Origin of the sequence: Novosphingobium sp. HR1a, from assembly GCF_015594425.1 — a bacterium.
GTDB lineage: Bacteria > Pseudomonadota > Alphaproteobacteria > Sphingomonadales > Sphingomonadaceae > Novosphingobium > Novosphingobium resinovorum_A.
Genome location: NZ_JABXWS010000049.1, coordinates 38,017 through 62,714 on the forward strand (window position 1 = coordinate 38,017; position 24,698 = coordinate 62,714).

The window sequence follows — 24,698 nt, forward strand, 5'->3', positions numbered from 1 at the left end:
GTCATTGCGAGCGTAGCGAAGCAATGACGAGAGGGGGTGGGTCATGTCACTCCGCCGGCTCGCTAACCTTGAGCACACCGCGCCGGATCTGATCACGTTCCATGCTCTCGAACAGCGCCTTGAAGTTGCCATTGCCGAAACCGTCGTCGCCGCGCCGCTCGATGAACTCGAAGAACACCGGCCCGACGCGCGCTTCGGCGAATATCTGCAGGAGGAGGCGGGGCTGGCCGCCTTCGACCGTACCGTCGAGCAGGATGCCGCGCATCTTCAGCGCCTCGACTGGCTGGCCGTGGCCGGGCAGGCGCTCCTCCAGCATCTCGTAGTACGTCTCGGGCGGCGCGGTCATGAACGGCACGCCGAGCGCCTTGAGCTTGTCCCACGCGCCGAGAAGATCGTCGCAGATCAGCGCGATGTGCTGGATGCCCTCGCCGTTGAAGGCGCGCAGGAATTCGTCGATCTGGCCCTTCCCGCCTTCGGCTTCCTCGTTGAGCGGGATACGGATCTTGCCGTCGGGCGCGGTCAGCGCGCGGCTGGTCAGGCCGGTGTATTCGCCCTTGATGTCGAAGTAGCGGATCTCGCGGAAATTGAAGAGCTTCTCGTAGTAATCCGCCCAGTAGGCCATGCGCCCGCCGTAGACGTTGTGCGTGAGGTGATCGATCTCCGCGAAGCCCGCGCCCGCCGGGTGGCGATCGACGCCGGGCAGGTAATCGAAGTCGATGTCGTAGATCGACAGCGCGCCGTCCCCGCCGCGCTCGTAGCGGTCGATCAGGTAGATGATCGAATTGCCGATGCCGCGAATGCCCGGCAGGTGCAGTTCCATCGGCCCGGTCGCCACCTGCACCGGCTCGGCCGAGCGTGCCAGCAATTCTGCATAGGCGGCGCGCGCATCGCGCACGCGAAAGCCCATGCCGCAGGCGGACGGGCCATGCTCGCGGCTGAAGAACCACGCGGGGCTGCCGGGTTCGTAATTGGTGATGAAGTTAATCGAGCCCTGCCGCCACAGTTCCACATCCTTGGAGCGGTGGCGCGCGATCCGGGTGAAGCCCATGGCCTCGAACACCGGCTCCAGCACGCCCTTGTCCGGCGCGGAGAATTCCACGAACTCGAACCCGTCGAGACCGATGGGATTGTCGAAAAGGTCGGTCATGCGAGTGCTCCTATCGGGGTTTCTTCCGGCAACGCTTCGCCTGCCGGTAACGGCGGTTCGTGCCGCCAGGTTTCGTAGACGGGGCCGAAATCGAGGCTGACGAGCGCCTCGATCAGTTGCGGCAGGCTTTCGAGGACGAAGTAGGTCTTCTGGAAGCTGTCGATCATGTAGCTGGTGCGCATCACCCGCACCGGGTCGAACGGCAGCCGCAGCACCTCGCGGTCCTCGATCGAAAAGCGCGTCTCGCCCGCCGACGAGATGATCCCCGCGCCGAAGACCTTCAGCGCGCCGTCCTCCCGCACCAGTCCGAACTCGATGGTGTACCAGTAGATGCGCGCCAGCATGTCCAGCGCGCCCATCGCCATCGCCCGCGCCCCGGCCTTGCCGTAAAGCTCCAGGAAATCGGCTATGGTCGGATCGAGCAGCATCGGCACGTGGCCGAAGAAATCGTGGAACACGTCCGGCTCGGCGAGATAGTCCAGCTCGTGCTCCTCGCGCAGCCAGCGGGTCACCGGGAAGCGGCGGTGCGCGAGGTGGTCGAAGAACACCGCATCGGGGATGAAGCCGGGCACCGCCACCAGCCGCCAGCCGGTCGCCGCCTGAAGCACGCGGTTGGCGTCGGCGAAGCGCGGGATGCCCTCGGCGCAGTCCAGCCGTGCCAGCCCCTCGCGGAACGATGCACAGGCATGGGTGCGGACCAGCGCGGACTGGCGCGCGTAGAGGCGGCGCCAGCGCGCATGCATCTCCGGGGTATAGGCATGCCAGTCCTGCGCGACGGTATAGTCGTCGGCGGCCCGGTCGTACTCTCCCCGAAGGCCGCTGTTTGACGTGATCGTCGACGGCTTCTTCATAGGAGTACAATACCAGAGGCCCCGCTTCAGTTCCGTGCGATTGCGAGGGCATAGAGACGTGCTATTGGTGGAATCACCCAATAAAACCAGCCTAGAGAGGTGATCCGTGCAACTGGACGAATTCGATCGCGGGATCATCGCGGCGTTGCAGGAAGATGCGCGCATGCCGGTGGCGCAAGTGGCGGAGCGGGTGGCGCTTTCCGCAACGCCGGTCAGCCGCCGCATCAAGCGGCTGGAGGATGAAGGCGTGATTCGGGGCTATGCACCTGTGCTCGACCCGAGGCGGCTGGGCTTCGAGCTGGAAGCCTACGTGCTGATCAACCTCGTCGCCCATGTGGACGAGAACATCGCCCGGTTCGAGCAGGCGATCGCCGACAATCCCTACGTGATCGCCTGCCATGCGGTGACCGGGGACATGGACTATCTGGTCCGGGTGATCGCGCGCAACGTGGAGCATCTCTCGCAGATCACGCTGCGCACCTTGCTGCGGATCCCGGGGGTGCGCGACGTGAAGTCGATCATCGTGCTGGAGACGATCAAGGAAGACCGCGCGGTTCCGGTGGAAATATAGAAAAGGCCCACCCCCAACCCCTCCCGCAAGCGGGAGGGGTTGGGGGTGGGCGGAATCACCGCCCCAGCAGGTTCCGCGCCTGGCTGGCGATCTGCGCCAGCATCGCGGGCGTGATCGCCACCGCATTCTCCGCGCGGTGGACGATGCCCCGGAAGGCATCGATGGCGCTCTTGTGCTGGCGGCCCCATTCCTCGGTGGCGGCGAGCGGATCGCTCTTGCCCGCCTTGGTCCGGGCAAGCCCGCGCAGGAAGTCCAGCCGCATCTGCTGGAAATCGCGCGCGAGGCCCGCAACCAGCAAGCGCTCCCACGGGTCCGACGGGCTCATGAGCGCCGCCGAAGCCTGCGCCCAGTCGAGGCCCAGCCCCGCACCGACCCGCGTGAAGGCGGTGACGAGACGGCGCGGCGCAATCCCCGTCTCGGCCGAGAGCGAGGCGATCCCCACCGCGCCGTCGAGGTCGAACAGATGCGCCACTTCGGTCGCCACATCCTCGGGCGCGCCGAGTTCGACCAGCCCGTCACGCAGCTTGCGCGAATGCGCGGCGATGCGCTCGCCGAGAAGTTCCGCCGTGTCGGTCGAGAGCGCCGCAATGCCCTTCTGCAGCCTTGCGGAAAGTTCGGAAGGGGCGATCTGGCCCGCGCCCGCGCGCAGCAGGTCGGCCATGTGCCCCCGCACCGCGACGGCGACGGTATCGAACAGCGCAACGCGCGCCGTCTCGGCCATGGGCGCGGTTTCCAGCGTCTCCCACAGCGCGGTCAACCCGAACAGGCCATCCGCCAGCGCGAAGGCGGCAGCGACCTGCGAGAGGTGCGCGCCCTCCTCTTCCGCCAGTTCGAACGGCGTGACGATGCCGAGGCGGTTGACGATGCGGTTGGCCAGCTTGGTCGCGATGATCTCCTTCGCGAGGCGGTGGCCCTTGATGAACTTGCCGTACTTGTCCTGCATCGGCTGCGGGAACGCCGCGAGCAGCAGCCCGGTCAGCGCCGGATCGGCGGCCAGCGCGCTGTCCTCGATCGCGGCCTGAAGCTGCAGCTTGCCGCTGGAGAGCAGCACCGCCAATTCCGGCCGGGTCAGGCCCCGCCCGTCCTGCACGCGGCGGCTAAGCACATCGTTGTCGGCCAGCCCCTCGGTCTTGCGATCGAGGTGGCCGCTTTCCTCCATCGTCTCGATCAGGCGGATGTGCGAGGGGATCGCCTGCGCCCCGCCCCGCTCGGCGATGGAGAGTGCGAGCGCCTGGAGGCGGTTGTCCTCCAGCACCAGTGCCGCGACCTCGTCGGTCATCGCGCGCAGCAGTTCGACGCGCTTCTTTTCGGGCAGCTTACCCGCGCGCTTGGCGGCGGCGAGCGCGATCTTGATGTTGACCTCGTTGTCCGAGCAGTCGACGCCCGCCGAGTTGTCGATGAAGTCGGCGTTGATGCGCCCGCCCTTCGATGCGAACTCGATGCGGCCCGCCTGCGTGACGCCGAGGTTCGCGCCCTCGCCGATCACCTTCACGCGCAGCTCGTTGCCGCTGACGCGCAAGGCGTCGTTGGTGGGATCGCCGACCTGCACATTGTTTTCGGCCGAGGACTTCACGTAAGTACCGATGCCGCCGAACCACAGCAGGTCCACCGGCGCCGAGAGGATTGCGGTGATGAGCGAATCCGGGTCGATCTCGGTGGCCGAGATGTCCAGCGTCGCGCGCACTTCCTCGCTCAGCGGGATGGACTTGAGGCTGCGCGGGAAGACGCCGCCGCCCTTCGAGATCAGCGCCTTGTCGTAGTCGTTCCAGCTCGACACCGGCAGGTCGAACAGGCGCTGGCGCTCTGCCCAGGCCTTCGCCGGATCGGGTTCGGGGTCGAGGAAGATGTGGCGGTGGTCGAAGGCCGCGACCAGCTTGAGCGCCTTCGACAGCAGCATGCCGTTGCCGAACACGTCGCCGGACATGTCGCCGCAGCCGATCACGCGGACCGGATCGACCTGCACGTCCACGCCCATTTCCAGGAAGTGGCGCTGGACCGAGAGCCACGCGCCCTTGGCGGTGATGCCCATCGCCTTGTGGTCGTAGCCGTTCGAGCCGCCGCTGGCGAAAGCATCGTCAAGCCAGAAGTCGCGGCGGTCGGCGATGCCGTTGGCGACGTCGGAGAACTTGGCCGTGCCCTTGTCGGCGGCGACGACGAAATACGGGTCCTCGCCGTCACGGATCACGACCCCCTCGGGGTGGACCACCTTGTCGCCGACGATGTTGTCGGTGATCGACAGCAGCGTGTCGACGAAGACCTCGTAACTCGCCTGACCTTCGGCCGCCCATGCGGCGCGGTCGCGCGAAGGGTCGGGCAACTGCTTGGGATAGAACCCGCCCTTGGCCCCGGTCGGCACGATCACCGCGTTCTTGACGCGCTGCGCCTTCATCAGGCCGAGGATCTCGACGCGGAAGTCGTCGCGGCGGTCGGACCAGCGCAGGCCGCCGCGCGCCACCGGTCCCGCGCGCAAGTGGATGCCCTCCACCCGGCGCGAATAGACGAATATCTCGCGCCATGGCACCGGCTTGGGCAGGCCCGGGACAAGGGCGGAATCGAACTTGAAGGCCAGCGCCGTCTCGCCTGCTGCGGCAAAGGCATTTGTGCGCAGCATGGCCAGCACGATGTCGCGATAGGCGCGCAGCAAACGGTCGTCGTTGATCGCGTTGACGTTCGCCAGCCCGACCCGGATAGCCTCTTCAGATCGCGCGCGCGCCTCGGCCCGGTCACCCTCGAACGCGGGGTCGTGGAGGGCGCGGAACAGCGCGATGATCGCGGTCGTGACGGCAGGCGCACCCTGCAGCGCATCGACCACGGTGGGGATACCGAAATGCGTTCCCGCCTGCCGCAAGTAGCGATACCAGGCACGCAGCCAGTTCGCCTCGCCGCTATCGAGCCCGAGGCCGGGGACGAGGCGATTAAACGCATCGTTCTCGCCCGAACCGTTAAGCACGGCGCGCAGCGCGTCCTCGATCGAGGCGGCCTGATCCAGCACTTCAGCCGGGGCACGGCCGTCGAGCGTTTCGAGCACGAAGTCGTGGATCACGCCCAGCTTGCCCTTCTCCAGCGCGGTGGGCACTTCGGCGATGACGCGGAAGCCGAAGTTTTCCAGCGCAGGCACCGCATCGGACAGCGGCAAGCCGCCTTCGGACTGGTAGATCTTGAGGTGGACCCAGGTTTCAGGATCGCCCTCGCGCTTGTGGAAGCGCACGTCGCGGTGCGCGGCGGCCTCACCCTCGGTGCCTTCGCCGACCGCGATGCGGCGCAGCACGGCGATGTCGGTCGCGGCTTCGTGCGGGCCGAAATCGGTGCGGTAACCGATCGGGAACGCCTCGGCATAACGGCCCGCGACTGCGGCCGCGCGGCCCGGCTCCAGCATCGTCGCCAGCGCCGCTTCGACCGCCTCGGTCCAGCCGCGCAGCAGGGTCTGGAGGCTGTGGTCCAGTTCCTCTTCGGAAGGCTCGTGCACGCCGTCGCGAATATCGAGGGTATAGCGCAGCATCGCGAGGTTGCCCGCCTCGACTTGCATGCTCCAGTCGAGCGTCGGGGCCTGCGCGGCCTCCTCGATCATGGTCTGGATGCGGCGCTGCATCTGGGTGGAAAGCAGGTCGCGCGGCAGCCACACGAAGGCGAAGAGATGGCGCATCAGCGGCGAGCGCGTCAGCAGCAGGCGCGGGCGCGGACGGTCGACAAGGCCCGTCATGGTCATCGCCAGACGCTCGACGTCGGCCTCGCCCAGCCCCAGCACGAGGTCATGCGGCAGGCTGGTCAGCGCATGGGCGAGCGCTTTTCCGGTGTGGCCCTTGGGGTCGAACTCCAGCCGCTCGGCGAAGGCGGCGAGGTGGCGGCGCAGGCGCGGCACGCGGTCGGGCGGGGTGGCGAGCGCGGCGCTGGTCCAGATGCCCGCGTGGACGGACAGCGCGGCGACCTTGCCGTCCTCGATCACGGGGACGAGGAACAGGTCCATCGGCACGCGGCGGTGGACGGTGGCGATGCGGTTGGCCTTGACCACCAGCGGCGCGCTGACCTTGCCTGCGGCAAGCGCCTCGTCGAAGGCCGCGAAAGCGCGGTCGTAGCTGGCGTCGGAGAGCACGTCCTCCTGGCGGCGACGGCAGATGCCGAGGCGCTGCTTGCGGCTGCCGTCCCGGCCCCGCGTGACGTGGCCGAGCTGGGTCAGCATGGTCCCGGCGAACCAGCGCAGCAGTTCGGCGCCCTCGGTATCCTCGATCCGGTCCGCATCGGCGCGCATCGCCTCGACCATCTGCGGCCAGTCGGTGACGGCGGCGCGTACGTCGGCCATGGCGCTTTCGAGCGCACGCAGCAGTTCGCGGCGCTGGCGGGCATCGCCGCGCGGCGTCTCGATGTAGATCATCGACTCGCGGCCGGTCGCCTCGGCCGGGTCGGCGGGAATGTCGATCAGGCGGCCCTTGTCGTCGCGGCGCACGGGCACGACCGGATGCGCGAGGCGATCGATCACCAGCCCGGCCTCGGCCAGCACGGCGGCGGCCGAGTCGACGAGGAACGGCATGTCGTCGTTGATCAGCGCGATGCGCAGGATGCGGCGCTCCTCACTGGCGGAAGTCAGGTCGATGACCGGCTCGCCCGCCTCGCGCACTTCGGCGGTGGCGAGCAGGAAGCGCACGGCCTCGTCGATCCACGATCCTTCCGGATCATCGCCGGGAAGCAGCGCGTCGCAGACCTCTCCGGCAAGCGCCTTGTGCAAGGCGGCGGGCGAGAGAGCCCCCCGCTTCTTCGAAGCCTTTTTGGGGACGGTCAGTTCGCCTGCGCTCATTGCTTTCTCCGCGATCTTCCAACGTGTGCCGTGCCTGCTTCTTGCGCGTCAGGACTGCGGCTTTGTGACCATATAGGCCGATAGGACTGATCCTGCATCCGTGTGATGGCAGGATTTTTCAATGGGTGGCGGGTGTAACACGATTTCTTGACCGCGCAATATTCGTTCGCGGGCGTTTTGGTGAGGCTGCGCGATGCCCACCCCGTCCGGCTAGGCCCTTCGGGCCAAGCCTCCCAACCCTCCCGCACGCGGGAGGGCTGATCTCTTCTTCTCCCCTCCCGCTTGCGGGAGGGGTCGGGAGTAGGCCAGCGCGACCTCAAGCCGCCACGACATGCCCTTCGAACGCTTTCGCCGCCAGCAGCAGCGCGCCCATCGGCCCGGCGTCGTCGCCCAGCAGCGGCGGCACCACCATGCCCGCGAGCCGCTCGCGCGTGCAGTCACGCAAGTAGCCGCCGAGCAGGCCGGGCATGCGCGCCACCGCCATCGGCAGCAGGTGCGGCTGGCGACCGGCGACCCCGCCACCGATGACGATGCGCTGGGGCGAGACGGTCAGCACCAGCATCGCCAGCAGTTCGGCAAGATCGTGCGCAACCGGCTCCCACAGCGGGTTGTCGGGATCGACGCGCGAGGGGTGCGTGCCGAGCCGCGCGGCGAGCGCGGGGCCGCTCAACAGGCCCTCGATGCAGTCGCCGTGAAAGGCGCAGGCACCCTCGAAGCGATCCGCAGCGGCGCGGCGCAGGCGCACGTGGCCGATCTCGGGGTGCAGCATGCCATGAGCCGGCACCCCGCCGACCAGTACGCCGCCGCCAAGGCCGGTGCCGATGGTGAGGTAGACCATGGTTTCGCAGCCCTGCCCGGCACCGAAGCGGTGCTCGGCCATGGCGGCGCCGTTGACGTCGGTGTCCAGCGCGACCGGACAGGCCAGCGCCTCGGCCACCTTGGCGCGCACTTCGGCCCCCGCCCAGCCCAGCTTGGGGGTGTCGAGCATGGTGCCGTAGTCCGCCGCCTCGCGCGAGACGCGGATCGGGCCGAAGCTGGCGATGCCGACGGCGTCCACCGGCTTGTCGTCGCGCCAGCCCTCGATCGCCTCGACCGCACGGCCGAGCGTCTCCGCCGGGTCGGTAGTCGGAAATTCCAGCCGCTCGTCGATGCGGCCCGGCGCGCCGAGGACCACTACGGTCTTGGTGCCGCCCAGTTCGATCCCCGCGAGCTTGTGCATGATCGCTCTCCGTCCTTCACCTCAGCGTGGCGACGTCGCCCTCCAGACGCAAGTGCAGGAAGGGGGCGAAGGTTCCGCCGAAGTGCGCGCGCCCTTCGGGTTTGCGCTTCGCTGCGGCATCGTCGATCCCCCAGTAATCCACGAAGCTGGTCACGGAAAGGTCGGGCAGCACCCACCAGCTATAGGCCTGGAACGGCTCGCCTTGCGGGTTGGCGAAGACGAGGCCATGGCCGTTGAGCAGGCGCCACGGCCCCGCGAACCCGTCCGCGACCGCGCCATAGAGCCCGGTCGGCGCGTCGATACCGGGCGCGAAGACCTTCGCCTGCGTCGACCAGAACAGATAGAGCCGCCCGCCATGCGCGACGATATGCGGGCGCTCCAGTTCGTTGTTGACGCCCGTGGCATCGACCAGAGGCGGCCTCTTCTCGAACACGCCGCCTTCCGGATCGGCATCGCCGCGCCGCGCGCAGCCGATGAGGCCATTGTGAAGCCCGAGATGCCGCGCCGATGACGCGGTGAACAGGAGGTGATCCACGCCGTCTTCGGCCCGCCACGGCGCGGGATCGCGGAACGCCTTGATCTCGCCGAGTTCGCCCGTGCCGTCGTGCCGATTCATGTAGACGATATTGGCGGGGATCACCTGCTCGACCGGATCGGACCAGCCGGTGAAGACCGCGTCGCCGGTCTCGGCCAGCCCGGTCGTGCAGGCGAAGATGCGCTGACGGAAGGTCGGCTCCGTCTCGCCCCGCTCTCCGGCGGCGGTGAAGTAGAAGGTCACGACTCCGTCCTCGAATAGCGCCGAACCGGACCATTCGCGGCTGCCGGGCGTGAACCCTTCCTCGAAAGTCGCGCCAATATGGCGGAACTGCCCGTCGATCCGGTGGAAGTGATGAATCCGCGCGGCGCCGTGCCGCTCCTCCGGATCATCGAAGGCCGGAGCGGCGAGTGCGAACCACAGTTCACCGCCGCGCCAGCGCACCGGAATTCCGTGCATGGAGGCAAGCGGCCATGCGTCCCAGACGTCGAGATTCCCGGCAATCCGGCGCACGTCGGAAGGCGTGAAGACGGGCGCGCGCGGGATTGAAATGTCCCGTAGCCGGGCGAGATCCCGAGCCGTCCATTGCAAGGTGGGATATGACTCGAGCGTCGCAGGGTGAGGGTTCATGGGCGGCTGATGTACAATCGTTTGCAATATCTGCAAATGTTAATTGCTCCATTATTGCGCTCGCAGTGCGGGAAAGTGGTGCAATCTCTTCTTGGCCTTTACGAATATCATCCGGTATTCAACGGGTTCTTGCCGGGGTGCCTGGCATGGAACGGTCGCACTCGGAGAAGCGGATGCCCTTCGGCCTCAAGCCGCATCTGTCGCTGCCCCGCATCGTTGAGATGAACCTGGGTTTCTTCGGCCTGCAGTTCAGCTTCGGCCTGCAGCAGGCGAACATGGGGCCGATCTACGGCTACCTCGGCGCGAGCGAGGGGCGCATGCCGCTGCTGTGGCTGGCGGGACCGGTGACGGGCCTGATCATCCAGCCGCTGATCGGCGCGATGAGCGACCGTACCCGCTCCCGCCTCGGACGGCGCACGCCTTACTTTCTTATCGGGGCGATCCTGTGTTCGCTCAGCCTGCTGGCGATGCCCAATTCTTCCACGCTGTGGATGGCGGCGGGGCTGCTCTGGGTGCTCGATGCCGGCAACAACGTGACGATGGAGCCTTACCGCGCTTATGTCGCCGACCGACTGGCACCGCACCAGCGGCCCACCGGGTTCATGGTGCAGAGCGCCTTCACCGGACTGGCGCATACCCTGTCCTACCTTGCGCCCTCGATCATGGCGACGTTCGTGGACCGCGACCTGCTAGGACCGAACGGCATCCCCGTGATCGTGCGCATGGCCTTCGTGATCGGCGCGGTGCTGTCGATCTCGACGGTGATCTGGTCGATCACCCGCGTGCCCGAGCTTCCGCTCACACCCGAGGAGCAGGAGCGCATCGCCGCCTCTCCCCTTACCCTGCCCGCCACCTTGCGTGAAGTACGCGACGCCGTGGTCGAGATGCCGCGGCCGATGCGGCAGCTGGCGCTCGCCATGCTGTGCCAGTGGTATGCGATGATGGTCTACTGGCAATACATCGCCTTCGCCATCTCGCGCTCGCTGTTCGGCACCGGGGACGTCCATTCGGCCCGCTTCCGCGAGGCGGTGCTGACCGAGCAGCAACTGGGCGCGCTCTACAATTCGGTCGCCTTCGTCGCGGCGATCGGGCTGATCCCGGTGGTTAGCCGGTTTGGCGCACGATCGGTGCACGTCGGTTGTCTCGCCGCATCGGGGCTGTCGATGCTGGTGATCCCCTCGACCAGCGAACTGCCGCTGCTCGGCCTGCTGATGATCGGCATCGGCTTCGGATGGGCGGGCATGATGGGCAATACTTACGTAATCCTCGCCGATTCGATCCCTCCCCAGCGCAACGGCATATACATGGGGGTTTTCAACTTGTTCATCGTCATCCCCATGCTGATCGAGGCACTGACGATGCCGCTCATCTACGGCCCCATTCTCGGCAACGACCCGCGCAATGCGCTGATACTTGCCGGATTGCTGATGGTGGCGGGTGCAATTGCCACCGTCTTCGTCGAGGCCGGAGGCAGGCCGGAGCCGAAACTGGCAACTAACTGAACAAGTTACTTCCGGCGCGCCAATCCGGGTGCTAAGGCATTGTGCAACATGGCGGCAGGGATGGAAGAGAACAACGTGGGGAACGACGGCACGGACGCGTCTGGCCCGGATGTACCCGGTCCTGATGTGGAAGTGCGCACGCTTGCCGATCTGGCCCGCGTGGCCGGCGTTTCCGCAGGCACGGTTTCGCGCGCGCTGGCGGGCAAGTCCCTCGTCAACGCCGAGACTCGTGAGCGGATCCAGGCCCTCGCCCGGCAATATGGCTTTCGTCCCAACCAGATGGCCAGCAAGCTGCGCTCGCGGCGCACGGGCGTCATCGGCGTGGTCATTCCGCTGGGGCATGAGAAGCGCCAGCAGATTTCCGACCCGTTCTTCCTGACCCTGCTCGGCCACCTTGCTGACCAGCTGACCGAGGCGGGCTACGACCTCATGCTCAGCCGCGCGATCCCGGACGGGACGACCGACTGGCTGGAGCGCATCACCGGCTCGGGCATGGTGGACGGCGTGCTGCTGATCGGCCAGTCCGACCAGTCGGACGTGATCGATCAGGTCGTCTCGCATTACCGCCCGCTCGTCGCCTGGGGCAATCACCGCGAAGGGCAGAAGCACGTCGTCGTCGGCACCGACAACGAACTGGGCGGCCGCCTCGCCGCCGAGCACCTGATCGCCTGCGGCGCCCGGCGCCTCGCCTTCTTCGGCGATACGGCAGGCATCGAGATCGCCATGCGCCTGCGCGGCGCGCGCGCGGCCGCAGAGGCTGCGGGCCTGCATATCAAGCACGTCCCCATCAAGCTCGCCGACGCCGAGATGGGACCGCAGCTCGAAGCCGCCCTCGCCGACGCCGAAGCGGACTTCGACGGCATTGTCACCGCATCCGACCTCATCGCCATGTCGGCGCTGCACGTCCTGCACGAAAGCGGCCGCAGGATACCCGGCGACGTCCAGATCGTGGGCTTCGACGACCTTCCGCTCGCTCGCCTGACCTCCCCCCCGCTGACCACCGTGCGGCAGGAGATCGGCCAGGGCGCCAAGGTCATGGTCGAGAAGATCCGCGCCCTGATCGAGGGCGAGACGCGCCACAGCAAGGTCATGCCCCCGACGCTCATTGCGCGCGATACGACGCGGTCGTGACCACGAAACAGGGCGTGATCGCCAGGATTACATCTTGGTCATTCCCGCGAAGGCGGGAACCCATCTTCTAATAGAGCCTATTTCACCGGCATCAGATGGGCCCCCGCCTGCGCGGGGATGACTACGCATATTTCGATTAAACGAGATCGCGCGCTAAAGCGCCAGCCCCGCTGCCCGCGCGCTAGCCCAGGCCCACTGGAAGTTGTAACCGCCCAGCCAGCCGGTGACGTCCACTGCCTCGCCGATCGCGTAGAGACCCGGCGCGCGCTTCGCCTCCATGGTCTTGGACGAGAGTTCGGCGGTGTCGATGCCGCCTGCGGTGACTTCCGCCTTGGCGAAACCTTCCGAACCATCGGGCAGGAAAGGCCACCGCGCCAGCCGCGCTTCCGCGCTTCCCAGCGCCTTGTCGGTCAGGGTGCCCAGTTCGCCTTCGAGACCGAGCCGCCCACACAGCGCTTCGGCCAGCCGCTCGGGCAGGCCGTCACCCAGTGCCTTGCGGAACGAGAGGCGCGGACGCTCGCGCTTCAGCGTGCGTAGCCAGCCATCGGGTCGGTCGGGCAGGAACTGCGCGGTCACGGTGTCTCCGCGCTTCCAGTAGCTGGAAATCTGCAGGATGGCGGGACCGGACAGCCCGCGATGGGTGAACAGCGCCGCCTCGCGGAACGCCGCCTTTCCGCATCGCGCCACGATTTCGGTTGAGACGCCGGAGAGTTCGCGGAACAGCGCTTCGTCGCCCGGCAGGGTCAGCGGCACCAGTGCCGGACGCGGCTGCACCACCTTGAGCCCGAACTTGCGCGCGAGGTCATAGGCGAACCCGCTCGCGCCCATCTTGGGGATCGACGGTCCGCCGGTGGCGACCACCATTGCGGGGGCAGTCGATGACTGCTCGCCGTGGCGCACGCGGTAGAGGCCGTCAGCATGCTCGACCTCGCCCACGGCCTCGCCGCAGCGGAGTTCGACCATGCCCTTGGCGCATTCCTCCAGCAGCATGGCGACGATCTGCTTCGCCGAACCGTCGCAGAACAGCTGGCCCAGCGTCTTCTCGTGCCAGGCGATGTCGTAGCTTTCGACCAGCGCGAGGAAATCGGCGGCGGTGTAGCGGCTGAGCGCGGACTTGGCGAAGTGCGGGTTGCTCGACAGGTAGCGGTCGGGCGCGGTGTGGATGTTGGTGAAGTTGCACCGCCCGCCGCCGGAAATGACGATCTTGCGACCCGGCTCGGGTGCGTGGTCGATCAGCAGCACCCGGCGGCCGCGCTGCCCGGCGGTGGCGGCGCACAGCAGCCCGGCGGCCCCGGCGCCGAGAACGATGGCATCGTAATGCGCGATCATTCGGGCGTACCGACCAGTTCCAGCGCCAGCGCCTCGGCCACGCGGATGCCGTCGACGGCGGCGGAGAGGATGCCGCCCGCATAGCCGGCGCCTTCACCCGCCGGGTAGAGGCCGCGCGTGTTGAGGCTCTGGCAGCCCTTGCCGCGACCGATCCGGACCGGCGAGGAGGAGCGCGTTTCCACCCCGGTCATGACGACGTCGGGATGATCGTAACCGGGCACCTGGCGGCCGAACACCGGCAGCGCCTCGCGGATCGCCTCGACCACATAGTCGGGCAGGCACTCAGCCAGATCGGTCAGGCGAATGCCAGGCTGGTAGCTGGGGTTGACCTCACCCAGTTCGGTCGAGGCGCGGCCCGCCATGAAATCCGCCACTTTCTGGCCCGGCGCGCGATAGTCCGATCCACCCGCCACGTAGGCCAGCTTCTCGAACTTGCGCTGCAGCGCGATCCCGGCGAGCGGATGGCCGGGGAAGTCGCGTTCGGGGCTGATGTCCACCACCAGCCCGGAATTGGCGTTGAACTCTGCGCGCGAATACTGGCTCATGCCGTTGGTGACGACGCCGCCCTCCTCGCTCGCCGCCGCGACGACGCGGCCGCCCGGGCACATGCAGAACGAATAGACGGTGCGCCCGTTCTTCGCCTTGTGCGAGATGGCATAGGCCGCCGCGCCGAGGATCGGGTTGCCCGCGCAGGCCCCGTAACGCGCCTTGTCCACCCAGCTTTGCGGGTGTTCGATGCGCACGCCGATGGAGAATGGCTTGGCCTCGATCGAGACGCCGCGATTGTGCAGCACTTCGAAAGTGTCGCGCGCGGAGTGGCCCACAGCCATGATGACGTGCTCGGCGGGAAGGTATTCGCCGGTCGAGAGGTGCAGGCCCTTGAGCCGGCGTTCGTCGCCCTGTCCTTCGATCTCGAAATCCTCGACGCGGGTGCTGAAGCGGTATTCGCCGCCGAGCTGCTCGATCGTCTCGCGCATGGACATGACCATGGTGACGAGGCGGAACGTGCCGATGTGCGGGTGCGCTTCGGTGAGGATGTCCTCGGGCGCGCCGGCCTTGACGAATTCGGTCAGGACCTTGCGGCCGAGATGGCGCGGGTCCTTGATGCGGCTGTAGAGCTTGCCGTCGGAGAACGTGCCCGCCCCGCCCTCGCCGAACTGCACGTTGCTTTCCGGGTTCAGTTCCGAGCGGCGCCACAGGCCCCAGGTGTCCTTGGTGCGTTCGCGCACCGCTTTGCCGCGCTCGATGATGATGGGCTTTAGGCCCATCTGCGCGAGGATCAGCGCGGCGAGAAGGCCGCACGGGCCTGCGCCGATGACGACCGGGCGCGGTCCTTCCCAGCCCTCGGGCGCGCGGACGGGGAACTTGTAGGCAATGTCCGGGGTGAGCCGCACATGCTGGTCGTCGGCGAAGCGGGCGAGCACGTCGGCTTCATCCTTCACCGTGACGTCGAGCGCATAGACCAGCTTGATCGCATTCTTGCGCCGCGCGTCGTTGCCCCGGCGAAACACTGTGACGCGCTCGAGGTCGGCAGACGTGATGGCGAGGCGCTGGACGACCGCCGCGTCGAGGTCGGCGGGCGTATGGTCGAGCGGCAGGGCAATGTCGGTGAGGCGAAGCATCCGCGCGCCTTTATACGCTGGCGCGCCCGAACGCCATGGCTGCGTATGCGGCGCTCAGATCGGCGCCGGGGCCGTGAGGGCGATCTCCGTGAAATAGCGGGCCATGGCCTGCAGCGCCTTTTCGCTGAGGTCGATGAAGGCGCGGCGCTTGTCGGCGCCGTCGCTGAGGCGCACGAAAAGGCCCGCATCGACCATCTGGCCGATCCAGCGCAGCGCCGTGGTCGGCGGCACTCCGGAAGCGATGCAGAGCGAGGTCACCGAGACCCGCTTGCCTTCGAGGCGCGAGGCGGTGAGGTCCAGCAGCATATCCCAGGCGGGATCGGCGAAGAGATCGTTGTCGAGGAACCGCGCGCGCAATTGGCGCTGGCGGATGATCCGCCGGACCAGTCTCGCATCGGGAAGCTGACCCGGCGAGAAACCGGCGGCGGGGACGGCGGGGAGCGGCGCGGGGATACCGCCCGCATCAAGGCGATCGATACGGCCCGCGATCTGGCCCACCTGCTCGGTCAGGCGCAGCAGCATCAGGCGGTCGTCGTCGGAAAGTTCGCGAACACGTCCGGAGGGCATCGTCGCCAGCACGCGGCCCAGCGCCAGTACCCGCTCCGCGCGGTCGGGATCGACAAGCAAGACGGGCGAGGACTGGTCCATGCAGGCGAAGACATCGTCCAGAGCCTCCACCCCGGTCGAGACGATCAGCCGCGTCGCGCCGCCTGCCGCGCGCAAGTCCAGCCGAGCGAGCGCCGCCAGCACCCCCGCATCGACCTGCGGGCAATCGACCAGCACAACGTCGGCAAGGCGGGCCTGCGCCAGCCCTTCCCCCATGGTAACGAGGTCGGCAAGGGGTGCGGCAGCGACGATGCGCATGCCGGCCGCGTCGGCATCCTCGCGCAAGGTTGCGCGCAAGTGAGCGCGGTTGGCGTAGATCGACAGCGCCACGCCCGGGCCGCCGGACGCCGATTTCTCCGGCCCGCCATAGGCAAAGTCGGGCTGGAGATAGTCCGCCGCGCGCATGATCCAAATCCTTCGCTCTGAACGGGAACAGAATTGGAACAAACGCGCCGCTACCGACAGTTAAATTGCTGCAACCCAGCCCGACAACTCGCGCCGCGCGAGGGCTTCGAGCATCGCCATGCCCGGTTCGCGGGCGTTGAGGCAGGGGAGGACGGCAAGGCGCTCGCCGCCCGCTTCCTCGAAGACCTCTCGGCCGCGGATCGCCAGTTCCTCCAGCGTTTCCACGCAGTCGGCCGAGAAGCCGGGGGCCAGGATGGCGAGGCGCCGGGTGCCGGCCTTTGCCTCGGCCGCAAGCACGGTCTCGGTCGCGGGTTCGAGCCATTTGGCGCGGCCGAAGCGGGACTGGAAGCTGGTCTCGACGCGCAGGTCCGGCAGGCGCAGGGCCAGCCGCTCGGTCAGCAGGCGCGAAGTCTTGCGGCAGTGGCAATGGTAGGGATCGCCGAGGTGCAGCGTGCGCTCGGGCATGCCGTGGTAGGATAGCAGCAGCACTTCGGGCGTGAAATCGAGCGCGGAAACATGCGCGACGACGTCTTCCTCCAGCGCGGCGATATAGGCCGGATCGTCGTGGTAGGGCGGCAGCGTGCGCAGCGCGGGCTGCCAGCGCATGGCGCGCAGGGCGTCGCCCAGCTTGTCCATCACCGAGGCCGTCGTCGCGCCCGAATACTGCGGGTAGAGCGAGGCAACGAGGATACGATCGATCCCTGCATCCTTCATCGCCTGCAGGCGCGAGGGGAGCGAGGGATTGCCGTAGCGCATTGCCCAATCCACGGTGACCGTATCGCCCAGCCGCTCCTGAAGCGCGCGGGCCTGCGCGGCGGTAATGGCGGCGAGCGGCGAACCCTCGGGCGTCCAGACCTGGCTGTAGGCATGGGCGGACTTCGCCGGACGGGTGCGCAGGATGATGCCGTGGAGGATCGGCTTCCACGCGATCGCCGGGATCTCCACCACGCGCGGGTCGGAGAGGAATTCGGCAAGGTAGCGGCGCACCGCATCGGGCGTCGGCGCATCGGGCGTGCCGAGGTTGACGAGAAGGACGCCGACGCCTCCGGTCGCGACGGACGGGTGTTCTGGCGGAAGCTCAGGCGGTTTCATACGTCCTCGGCAAAGAAGGGGAGGCGGCGCAGGCGCAGGCCCGTCGCCGAGAAAAGTGCGTTGGCGACGGCCGGGGCGACGGCGGCGACGCCCAGCTCGCCCGGATCGGCGGGGTCTTCCTTGCTCTCGATGAAGTCCACCTCGATCGCGGGGCAGTCGGCCAGCGTCGGCAGGCCCATTGCGGCGAGGCTCTCGCTGTCCGGTCGCCCGCCTGCATAACGCACCGCGCAGCCGAGCGCGAGGCCGAGGCCGAAGACCAGCCCGCCCTCGATCTGCTGGCGGGCGATGTCGAGATTGACGATGCGGCCCACGTCGGCGACGGCGCTCAGGCGGTCGACGCGCACGCCCTCGGCCTCGCGCCGGGCGCTGGCGATGACGGCGATGCGGCCGTTTCCTATCACGTGGCAGGCAAGCCCCTGCCCGCTGGCATCCGAGCCACCGCCCCATTGCGCCAGCGCCGCGACGCGCTGGAGGCAGGCGGCGAGGCGCGGGTCGTGGCCCAGCATTGCCATGCGATAGGACAAGGGCTCGCGCCCGGCCTTGTGGGCCAGTTCATCGACGAAGCTCTCGTTGAAGAAGGCGGTCCAGCCGTGGGCATTGCCCCGCATCCGGGCGGTGGGCAGGTCGACGCGCACGGGAACGTGGTCGATCGCGAAGTTGGGAATGGCGTAAGGCGGCACTGCACCTTCGAGCGCCATCGGATCGGCATCGAGCGCGACCGACTCCAGCGCTTCGTAAGGCGCGGCGCCGCCCAGCAGGCGGCGGCCGAACTCGCGCGCGGTCGCGGGTACGGTGATGCGCGCGCGCCAGCCGGCGATCTGGCCATCGGTATCGGGACGCGCGGCCATGACCGCCGAGACCGGCGCACGGGGCAGTCCGGCGCGGAATTCCTCACGGCGGGACCAGGTGAGCTGGACGGGCTTGCCCACCTCCCTGGCGATCAGCGCGGCCTCCACGGCATGGCCGAATTCAAGGCGGCGGTCGAAGCTGCCGCCGATCGCGACGGGGTAGAGCACGACGTCGCGCACCGCCATGCCGAGTGCCGCCGCGACAGCCTCGCGCGTGGCTTGCGGGGCCTGCGTGCCGACCCAGAGTTCCAGCTTGCCGTCGTGGAGCCACGCAGTCGCAGCGGCGGTTTCGATGGTGACGTGGATTGCGGGAGAGACTTCGTAGCCGAGCTGGATCGGCAGGCGGTCCTTCACCAGCGCCATGTCGCCCGCCGAATGGATGCGGTGCGCGTCGGCATTGTGCAGCGCCTCGTCCATCGCGGTGTCCACGGCGTCGGATTCAGCCCCGGCAGCGACGCGGAAACCCGGTTCCATGCGGGTCAGCGCCTGCTCGGCGGCCCAGCCGTCGGTGGCGACGGCGGCGACCCATGCGGCGTCTCCTTCCGGGCTGCGGACGGTGCGCAGGAAGCCGAGCATGTCCTTCGCCGCGCTCTCGTCGAGGTCGGAGAGGAAGGTCTTCCTGCCGATCGGCCCGTGACGGATCGCGGCGAAGACCATGTCGGGCAGGCGCACGTCGCCTGCGAAAGTCCACGAGCCATCGACCTTGGAGGGCAGGTCGAGACGCGGATAGCTGAGGCGCCCGCCGGGCGGGAATTCGCCGGGACGCTCGGCCATGGCTTCGGGGCGCAGCGGCGGGGTCGAGGGCGGGGAAAAGCGGGCAGCCTCGGAGGCCAGCGGGCCGAAAGGCAGCTTCTTGTTTTCGTGCGTGACGAAGCCGTTCGCGACCTCGCACTCCTCCCAGGCGACGCTCCAGCGGGCGGCGGCGGCCTGCGCCAGCATCGCGCGGGCAGAGGCGGCGGCGGCGCGGGCTCCGGCTTCGTAGGCGGCGATTTCCGTGCCGTCAGCGGTGACGTCGAAGACGTGGCTCTCGGCCCAGCGGCGGGTCAGGAGGTCGTCCGGTTCATCCGCCAGCGAGGGCAGCAGCGGCATCCAGAGCGGAGCCCACTTCGCCGCCAGCGCGAGGTTGGCGTAAAGGGCACTGACGGGGGCTGGCTCGGCGGCGACCTGCCGCCAGTCCGCGCCGAGTTCATGCGCGACGATCTGCGGAATGAGCGTGGTGACGCCCTGCCCCATCTCCACTTGCGGGACCGAAACGGTGACGACACCGTCCGTACCGATCCTGATCCACGCATCGAAAGCGAATTCACCCTCGCGCGGCTGCAGCGGCAGCGGATAGCTGCGTGGGCGCAGCATGTAGCCGAGCGCGAGCCCGCCGCCTGCCAGCGCTCCGATGAGCACGTTACGGCGGCTCACCGCCATCAGGGGTTGGCGTCCAGCCAGGCCGCGACTTGCGCGGCGAGCCCGGTGAAGGCTTCGGCTTGCGGGCCGGTCCCGGCCGCGGTGGGCGTGCCCGCATCAGCCTCGCGCCGGATTGCGATGTCGAGGGGGATGCGGCCGAGGAAGGGCACGTCCATCTCCTTCGCGGAGGCTTCCGCGCCGCCGCAGCCGAAGGGATCGCTGACTTCGCCGCAGTGGGGGCAGGCATAGCCCGCCATGTTCTCGACCACGCCGACGACGGGGACGCCGCCTTTCTCGAACAGTTCGACCGCGCGGGTCGCGTCGATCAGCGCGAGGTCCTGCGGGGTGGAGACGATCACCGCGCCCGCAGGCTTGCAGCGCTGGAGCATGGTGAGTTGCACGTCGCCGGTGCCGGGCGGCAGATCGACGATGAGCACTTCGGCGCCTTCCCAGTGCCCCTCGACCAGCTGGAGCAGCGCGCCGGAAATCTTCGGCCCGCGCCAGGCGATCGCCTGCCCGGCATTGGAGAGGTGCGCCATCGACAGCGCCGGGACGCCCCAGCGGCTCTCGACGGGGACCAGCCTGCCTTCGTGCGCCGTGGCGCGCTGGCCCTCGGTGCCGAGCAGACGCGCCTGCGAGGGGCCGTAGATGTCCGCATCGACGAGGCCAACACGCCGTCCCATCCGGGCCAGCGCCACCGCGAGATTGGCCGAAAGCGTGGATTTGCCGACGCCGCCCTTGCCCGATCCAACCGCGATGATGCGTGGTCCCTTGGGTGGTGCGGGCTCAGTTTTATCCGCCATCATCGCCACGCGCACTTCGGCGACTTTGCCGCCAAGCGCATCGCGCACATGCGCTTCCAGTCCTGCCCGCGCCGCCGCATCGAGGCCGGTCGCATCGAGAACCAGCGTCGCGCGGCCGTCCGCCGCGCGCAGCGACTGGACACGCGCTGCGGCATCGGGCCGAAGCAGCGCCTTGAGATCGTCGCTTTCGGTGCCTGCCCCAAGACCTTCGGCGCTGCTCACTCGTCGTCTCCAGTAGATTGCCGGTTCGTTTCCGGCGTGTCCGTCATGGCCGAGGGATACCCCGGCGCTCGCCGCTCAGGTGGCGTACGCGGGGAAAAAGGGCAAGAGAGGCACTGTTATTTGCCCGAGGGGTTCTTATAGATAGCCTCATGACAGCTATCGGTGGTGCAGACACGCCTGGCGGCGTGCCGGGGGACGGAACGGGAATTTCCCAGATGACGGGACGCAACAGCCCGTGGGGCGGCGGCGGCAATGACGGCGGCGGTAGCGGAGACGGCGACGGGTCCGACGGCGCAGACGCATCCGGCAGCCAGCCCGACGAGCCGCAGTCCGAAACCCCCGAGCGCAAAGGCCCCCGCAATCCCTGGCTCCCCAGCGGAGAGGGCGCCCCGCCCCGCCGCTCGGCCAGCATCGAAGATATCTTTCGGCGCGGCGACCAGCGGCGCCCCGGTGGCGGAGGCGGCGGCCCGCGCGGCCCCGGCGGCTTCCCCAACCTGCCGCGCCGTCCGGACGGCAAGTCGTGGCTGCCGCTCGGCATCGGCGCCGCCGTGCTGGTGGTGCTCGGTTTCTCCAGCGTCCACATGCTCGGCCCCAAGGAACAGGGCGTGGTCACCACGCTCGGCCAGTATTCGCGCACCGTCGATTCGGGCGTGAGCCTGACCCTCCCCTGGCCGATCGAGCAGGTGAAGGTCGTCGACGTCAGCTCGTTCCAGGTCGTGGCCGTGCCCGACAACGAGAACGAGAAGCTGATGCTCACCAGCGACAAGAGCCTGGTCGATCTCAGCTACCTCGTGCGCTGGAACATCAAGGGCCTGAAGGACTACACCTTCCGCCTCGCCGACCCAGACGGCACCGTACAGGAAGTGGCCGAGGCCGCGATGCGCGCCTCGATCGCGCAAGTCTCGCTGGGCCAGGCTCTGTCCGGTGCAGGCCGTGCGCAAGTCGAGCAGGACGTGGGCGAGCGCATGCAGCGCATCCTCGACTTCTACCGCTCGGGCATCGCCATCCAGGGCGTCGAGATCAAGAAGGCCGATCCGCCGGCCAAGACCAAGGGCGCGTTCGACAACGTCAACGTCGCCCAGCAGGAAGCCGAACGCGACCGCTCCGAAGCCCGCGCCTGGGCGCAGCAGGTGATCGCCCGCGCCCAGGGCGATGCCAGCTCGTTCGACAAGGTCTACGAGGAATACAGGCTCGCCCCCGAAGTGACCAAGCGCCGCATGTACTACGAAACGATGGAACGCGTCCTGCGCGACAATGACACGGTGGTCGGCGAAAAGGGCGTGAACACCGTCCTGCCGCTGCCCGAGATGCAGCGCCGTGCCGCACCCGCTCCCGACACCTCGGTCAGCGTACCGACCAGCACGGGAGGTCAGTGATGAACCTGTGGCATGACTACAAGGCCGCGTGGATCGCGGCGGGCGTCGTCGTCGTCGGATTGATGATGAGCACCATCGTCGTTCCCGAGGACGAGCAGGCGGTCGTCGTCCAGACCGGCCGCCCGGTGCGGGTCTACAACCCCTATATCGCCAACGCGGCCTACGGGCAGACCGGCGCGGGCGTGCACTGGCGCATCCCGCTGGTCGAGCAGGTGATCCGCATCGACAAGCGCCTGCTTTCGGTCGACATGCAGCAACAGCAGGTGCTCTCCACCGACCAGCAGCGGCTGAACGTGGACGCCTATGCCCGCTACCGCATCGTCGATCCGATCAAGATGGTCCGCTCCGCCGGCACCAGCGAGCGGGTGACGCAGCAGCTCGAACCGATCCTCTCCTCGGTCGTGCGCCAGGAACTGGGCAAGCGGACCTTCCAGTCGCTGCTCACCGCCGAACGCGGCGCGGCGATGGAGAACATCCGCAAGCTGCTCGACCGTGAGGCCGCCGAATACGGCGCGCAGGTCGTCGACGTGCGGATCAAGCGCGCCGACCTGCCCGAGGGCGCGCTCGCCGCCGCCTTCGTGCGCATGGAAGCGGGCCGCCAGGAAGAGGCTAAGACGATCGCCGCGCAGGGCCAGCGCGACGCGCAGATCATCCGCGCCGAAGCCGAGGCCCAGGCCGCGAAAATCTACGCCGACAGCTTCGGCAAGGACGCGCAGTTCTACGACTTCTACCGCGCGATGCAGAGCTACGCGGTGTCGTTCGGCAAGGGCGCGCCCGGCAGCCCGAACGGCGCCAAGACCATCCTGCTCTCGCCGGACAATGCCTATCTGAATCATTTCAGGGAGCCGTGAGCGGTTTCGGCCGTTGCCCATCGGGAGTTGGCGGCCGGAACTTCGTAAAAGTGGCGGATTTCCGCATCATTCAAATCCGGTTAAGCTCGCGGGGCGTGAAACCGCTTCGGGGTTACCAGTCGGATCTTGGCGCAAGCCGCCGAAACGGAGGAATCAAAGGACGTGAAGCCAGTGCGATATGCCTATGGACTGACCACAGCGCTCCTCATCGGAGGCGCTACCGCATCGCTCGTCACCGGCTACCCCGCAGGTGCCCAGGTGGCCCAGAACGAGGCCAGCGAAATTTCGAAGGTGGTGCCGCGTGCCGGTGCCCCCGCCAGCTTCGCGGATCTCACCGCGCAGCTGCAACCCGCCGTCGTCAATATCTCGACCCGCCAGAAGGTGCAGGTCGCGGGCGGCGGCGCCAACCCCTTCGCGGGCACTCCGTTCGAGGGGCTGTTCGGCGGACAGGGTGGCGGTAACGGCGCGCCCCAGACGCGTGAGGCCCAGTCGCTCGGCTCGGGCTTCATCATCTCGGCGGACGGCTATGTCGTGACCAACAATCACGTCATCACCGCCGAGGGCAAGGGCCAGGTCGAATCGATCACCGTCACCATGCCCGACGGCGCCGAGTATCCCGCCAAGCTGATCGGCAAGGACGCCGCATCCGACCTTGCGGTGCTCAAGATCGACGCGGGCAAGAGCCTGCCGTTCGTCAAGTTCGGTGACAGCCGCAAGGCGCGCGTGGGCGACTGGATCATCGCGATCGGCAACCCGTTCGGCCTCGGCGGCACGGTGACCTCGGGCATCGTCTCGGCCGTCTACCGCTCCACCCAGAGCGGCGGCGCCTATGACCGCTACCTGCAGACCGACGCGGCGATCAACCGGGGCAACTCGGGCGGCCCCATGTTCGACATGAACGGGCAGGTGATCGGCATCAACAACGCGATCTTCTCGCCCACGGGCGGCAGCGTCGGCATCGGCTTCGCCATTCCGGCGGAGATCGCGGCCCCGCTCGTCCAGAAGCTCATCAAGGGCGAGGCGATCGAGCGCGGCTATCTTGGCGTGCGCATCCAGCCGGTGACCGAGGACATCGCCGATTCGCTGGGCATCGCTCACAACAAGGGCGAGTTCATCCAGATGGTCGAGCCTGACGGTCCGGCGGCCAAGTCCGGCATGCAGGCGGGCGACGTCGTCGTCACGGTCGACGGCAAGGAAGTCACCAAGGACCAGACGCTGTCCTACATCGTCGCCAACACCAAGCCGGGCGCACGCATCCCGGTCGAGGTGATCCGCGGCGGCAAGCGCCAGACGCTGACCGCCACGGTCGCCAAGCGCCCGAGCGAGGACGAGCTTTCGCAGTCCTTCACGCCCGATGGCGACGAAGACGGCGATGCGTTCAACAATCCGCCCCAGAAGCAGGAAAAGGGCGTGATCGAGAACTCGCTGGGCCTGACCGTGACCCCGCTGACGGCCACCATCGCCCGCCAGCTCGGCGCGGCCGACGGCACCAAGGGCGTGGTCATCGTCGCGGTCGATCCGAACTCGGACGCGGGCCAGAAGGGCTTCCAGCGCGGCTTCATCATCCTGCAGGCCAACGGCCGTCCGGTGACGACCGCAGCGGACCTGACCGCAGCGATCAACGCCGCCAAGGCGGAAGGCCGCTCGGCCCTCCTCCTGCGCGTCCAGCCGCGTGGCCAGCAGGCGACTTTCGTGCCGGTGCGCCTGCGCTGACACGACGCGCCGAGGCGTAAATGGAAAAGGCCCGCCGGAGCGATCCGGCGGGCCTTTT

17 protein-coding genes are annotated in these 24,698 nt (G+C 68.2%); 6 read left to right on the forward strand and 11 right to left on the reverse strand.

All coding sequences use genetic code 11. From position 1 onward, the window contains the following. Positions 1-46 precede the first annotated feature (46 nt). Positions 47-1,147 carry a 4-hydroxyphenylpyruvate dioxygenase gene (hppD, locus tag HWN72_RS12925; protein ID WP_008828271.1) on the reverse strand — a complete coding sequence of 367 codons (1,101 nt, stop codon included), beginning with the start codon at positions 1,145-1,147 and terminating at the stop codon, positions 47-49. Then, positions 1,144-1,998 (reverse strand): phenylalanine 4-monooxygenase, encoded by an 855-nt coding sequence (phhA, locus tag HWN72_RS12930; RefSeq protein WP_036526326.1) that lies wholly within the window; start codon positions 1,996-1,998, stop codon positions 1,144-1,146. The genes hppD and phhA overlap by 4 nt, the downstream gene beginning before the upstream one ends. Positions 1,999-2,104: 106 nt before the next feature. Between phhA and HWN72_RS12935 the strand changes: the two genes are divergently transcribed. Continuing rightward, positions 2,105-2,569: an Lrp/AsnC family transcriptional regulator gene (locus tag HWN72_RS12935; RefSeq protein WP_008829249.1), complete on the forward strand. Its 465-nt coding sequence runs from the start codon at positions 2,105-2,107 to the stop codon at positions 2,567-2,569. Positions 2,570-2,624: 55 nt separating this feature from the next. Here HWN72_RS12935 and HWN72_RS12940 read toward each other — a convergent pair whose 3' ends face one another. The 3 genes from HWN72_RS12940 to HWN72_RS12950 form a co-directional block, all read right to left on the reverse strand. Further along, a complete protein-coding gene (locus HWN72_RS12940) occupies positions 2,625-7,358 on the reverse strand; it encodes an NAD-glutamate dehydrogenase domain-containing protein (protein WP_211150412.1) in 4,734 nt (1,577 codons plus the stop codon). Positions 7,359-7,674: 316 nt separating this feature from the next. Then, the gene (locus HWN72_RS12945) at positions 7,675-8,577 is read right to left on the reverse strand and encodes an ROK family protein (protein ID WP_008829251.1); all 903 of its coding nucleotides are present in this window, start codon (positions 8,575-8,577) and stop codon (positions 7,675-7,677) included. 16 nt (positions 8,578-8,593) lie between these two features. After that, entirely contained in the window at positions 8,594-9,742 is a 1,149-nt protein-coding gene (locus tag HWN72_RS12950; RefSeq protein WP_211150413.1) for a glycoside hydrolase family 68 protein, read from the reverse strand. Between the two features lie 173 nt (positions 9,743-9,915). Between HWN72_RS12950 and HWN72_RS12955 the strand changes: the two genes are divergently transcribed. Together HWN72_RS12955 and HWN72_RS12960 are read left to right on the forward strand one after the other, a co-directional pair. Continuing rightward, positions 9,916-11,244, forward strand: a complete 1,329-nt coding sequence (locus HWN72_RS12955; protein ID WP_008829253.1) for an MFS transporter — start codon at positions 9,916-9,918, stop codon at positions 11,242-11,244. 60 nt (positions 11,245-11,304) lie between these two features. Beyond that, positions 11,305-12,375, forward strand: coding sequence for a LacI family DNA-binding transcriptional regulator (locus HWN72_RS12960; RefSeq protein WP_008829254.1), 1,071 nt, complete (start codon positions 11,305-11,307; stop codon positions 12,373-12,375). Positions 12,376-12,528: 153 nt separating this feature from the next. Here HWN72_RS12960 and HWN72_RS12965 read toward each other — a convergent pair whose 3' ends face one another. From HWN72_RS12965 to HWN72_RS12990, 6 genes are read right to left on the reverse strand one after another with little or no spacing between them, the layout of a single operon-like run. Further along, complete coding sequence (locus tag HWN72_RS12965; RefSeq protein WP_008829255.1) at positions 12,529-13,704, reverse strand: NAD(P)/FAD-dependent oxidoreductase; 1,176 nt, start codon at positions 13,702-13,704, stop codon at positions 12,529-12,531. Continuing rightward, positions 13,701-15,326, reverse strand: a complete 1,626-nt coding sequence (locus HWN72_RS12970; RefSeq protein ID WP_008829256.1) for an NAD(P)/FAD-dependent oxidoreductase — start codon at positions 15,324-15,326, stop codon at positions 13,701-13,703. The genes HWN72_RS12965 and HWN72_RS12970 overlap by 4 nt, the downstream gene beginning before the upstream one ends. Before the next feature lie 54 nt (positions 15,327-15,380). Further along, the gene (locus HWN72_RS12975) at positions 15,381-16,337 is read right to left on the reverse strand and encodes a hypothetical protein (protein WP_008829257.1); all 957 of its coding nucleotides are present in this window, start codon (positions 16,335-16,337) and stop codon (positions 15,381-15,383) included. A 60-nt stretch (positions 16,338-16,397) separates the two neighbouring features. After that, complete coding sequence (gene hemH, locus HWN72_RS12980) at positions 16,398-17,429, reverse strand: ferrochelatase (RefSeq protein ID WP_008829258.1); 1,032 nt, start codon at positions 17,427-17,429, stop codon at positions 16,398-16,400. Beyond that, positions 17,426-19,696 (reverse strand): xanthine dehydrogenase family protein molybdopterin-binding subunit, encoded by a 2,271-nt coding sequence (locus HWN72_RS12985; RefSeq protein ID WP_069708215.1) that lies wholly within the window; start codon positions 19,694-19,696, stop codon positions 17,426-17,428. Before HWN72_RS12985 ends, hemH begins: the two co-directional genes overlap by 4 nt. Continuing rightward, positions 19,696-20,700, reverse strand: a complete 1,005-nt coding sequence (locus tag HWN72_RS12990) for an Mrp/NBP35 family ATP-binding protein (RefSeq protein WP_008829140.1) — start codon at positions 20,698-20,700, stop codon at positions 19,696-19,698. Before HWN72_RS12990 ends, HWN72_RS12985 begins: the two co-directional genes overlap by 1 nt. 215 nt (positions 20,701-20,915) lie before the next feature. Here HWN72_RS12990 and hflK point away from each other — a divergent pair, with 215 nt between their 5' ends. From hflK to HWN72_RS13005, 3 genes are all read left to right on the forward strand, one after another. Next, entirely contained in the window at positions 20,916-22,076 is a 1,161-nt protein-coding gene (gene hflK, locus HWN72_RS12995) for a protease modulator HflK (RefSeq protein ID WP_008829139.1), read from the forward strand. Then, positions 22,073-22,927, forward strand: coding sequence for a protease modulator HflC (gene hflC / locus HWN72_RS13000; protein ID WP_037518486.1), 855 nt, complete (start codon positions 22,073-22,075; stop codon positions 22,925-22,927). Before hflK ends, hflC begins: the two co-directional genes overlap by 4 nt. 171 nt (positions 22,928-23,098) lie before the next feature. After that, on the forward strand, positions 23,099-24,640 hold the full coding sequence (locus HWN72_RS13005) for a Do family serine endopeptidase (RefSeq protein ID WP_008829137.1): 1,542 nt from the start codon (positions 23,099-23,101) through the stop codon (positions 24,638-24,640). Positions 24,641-24,698 lie beyond the last annotated feature (58 nt).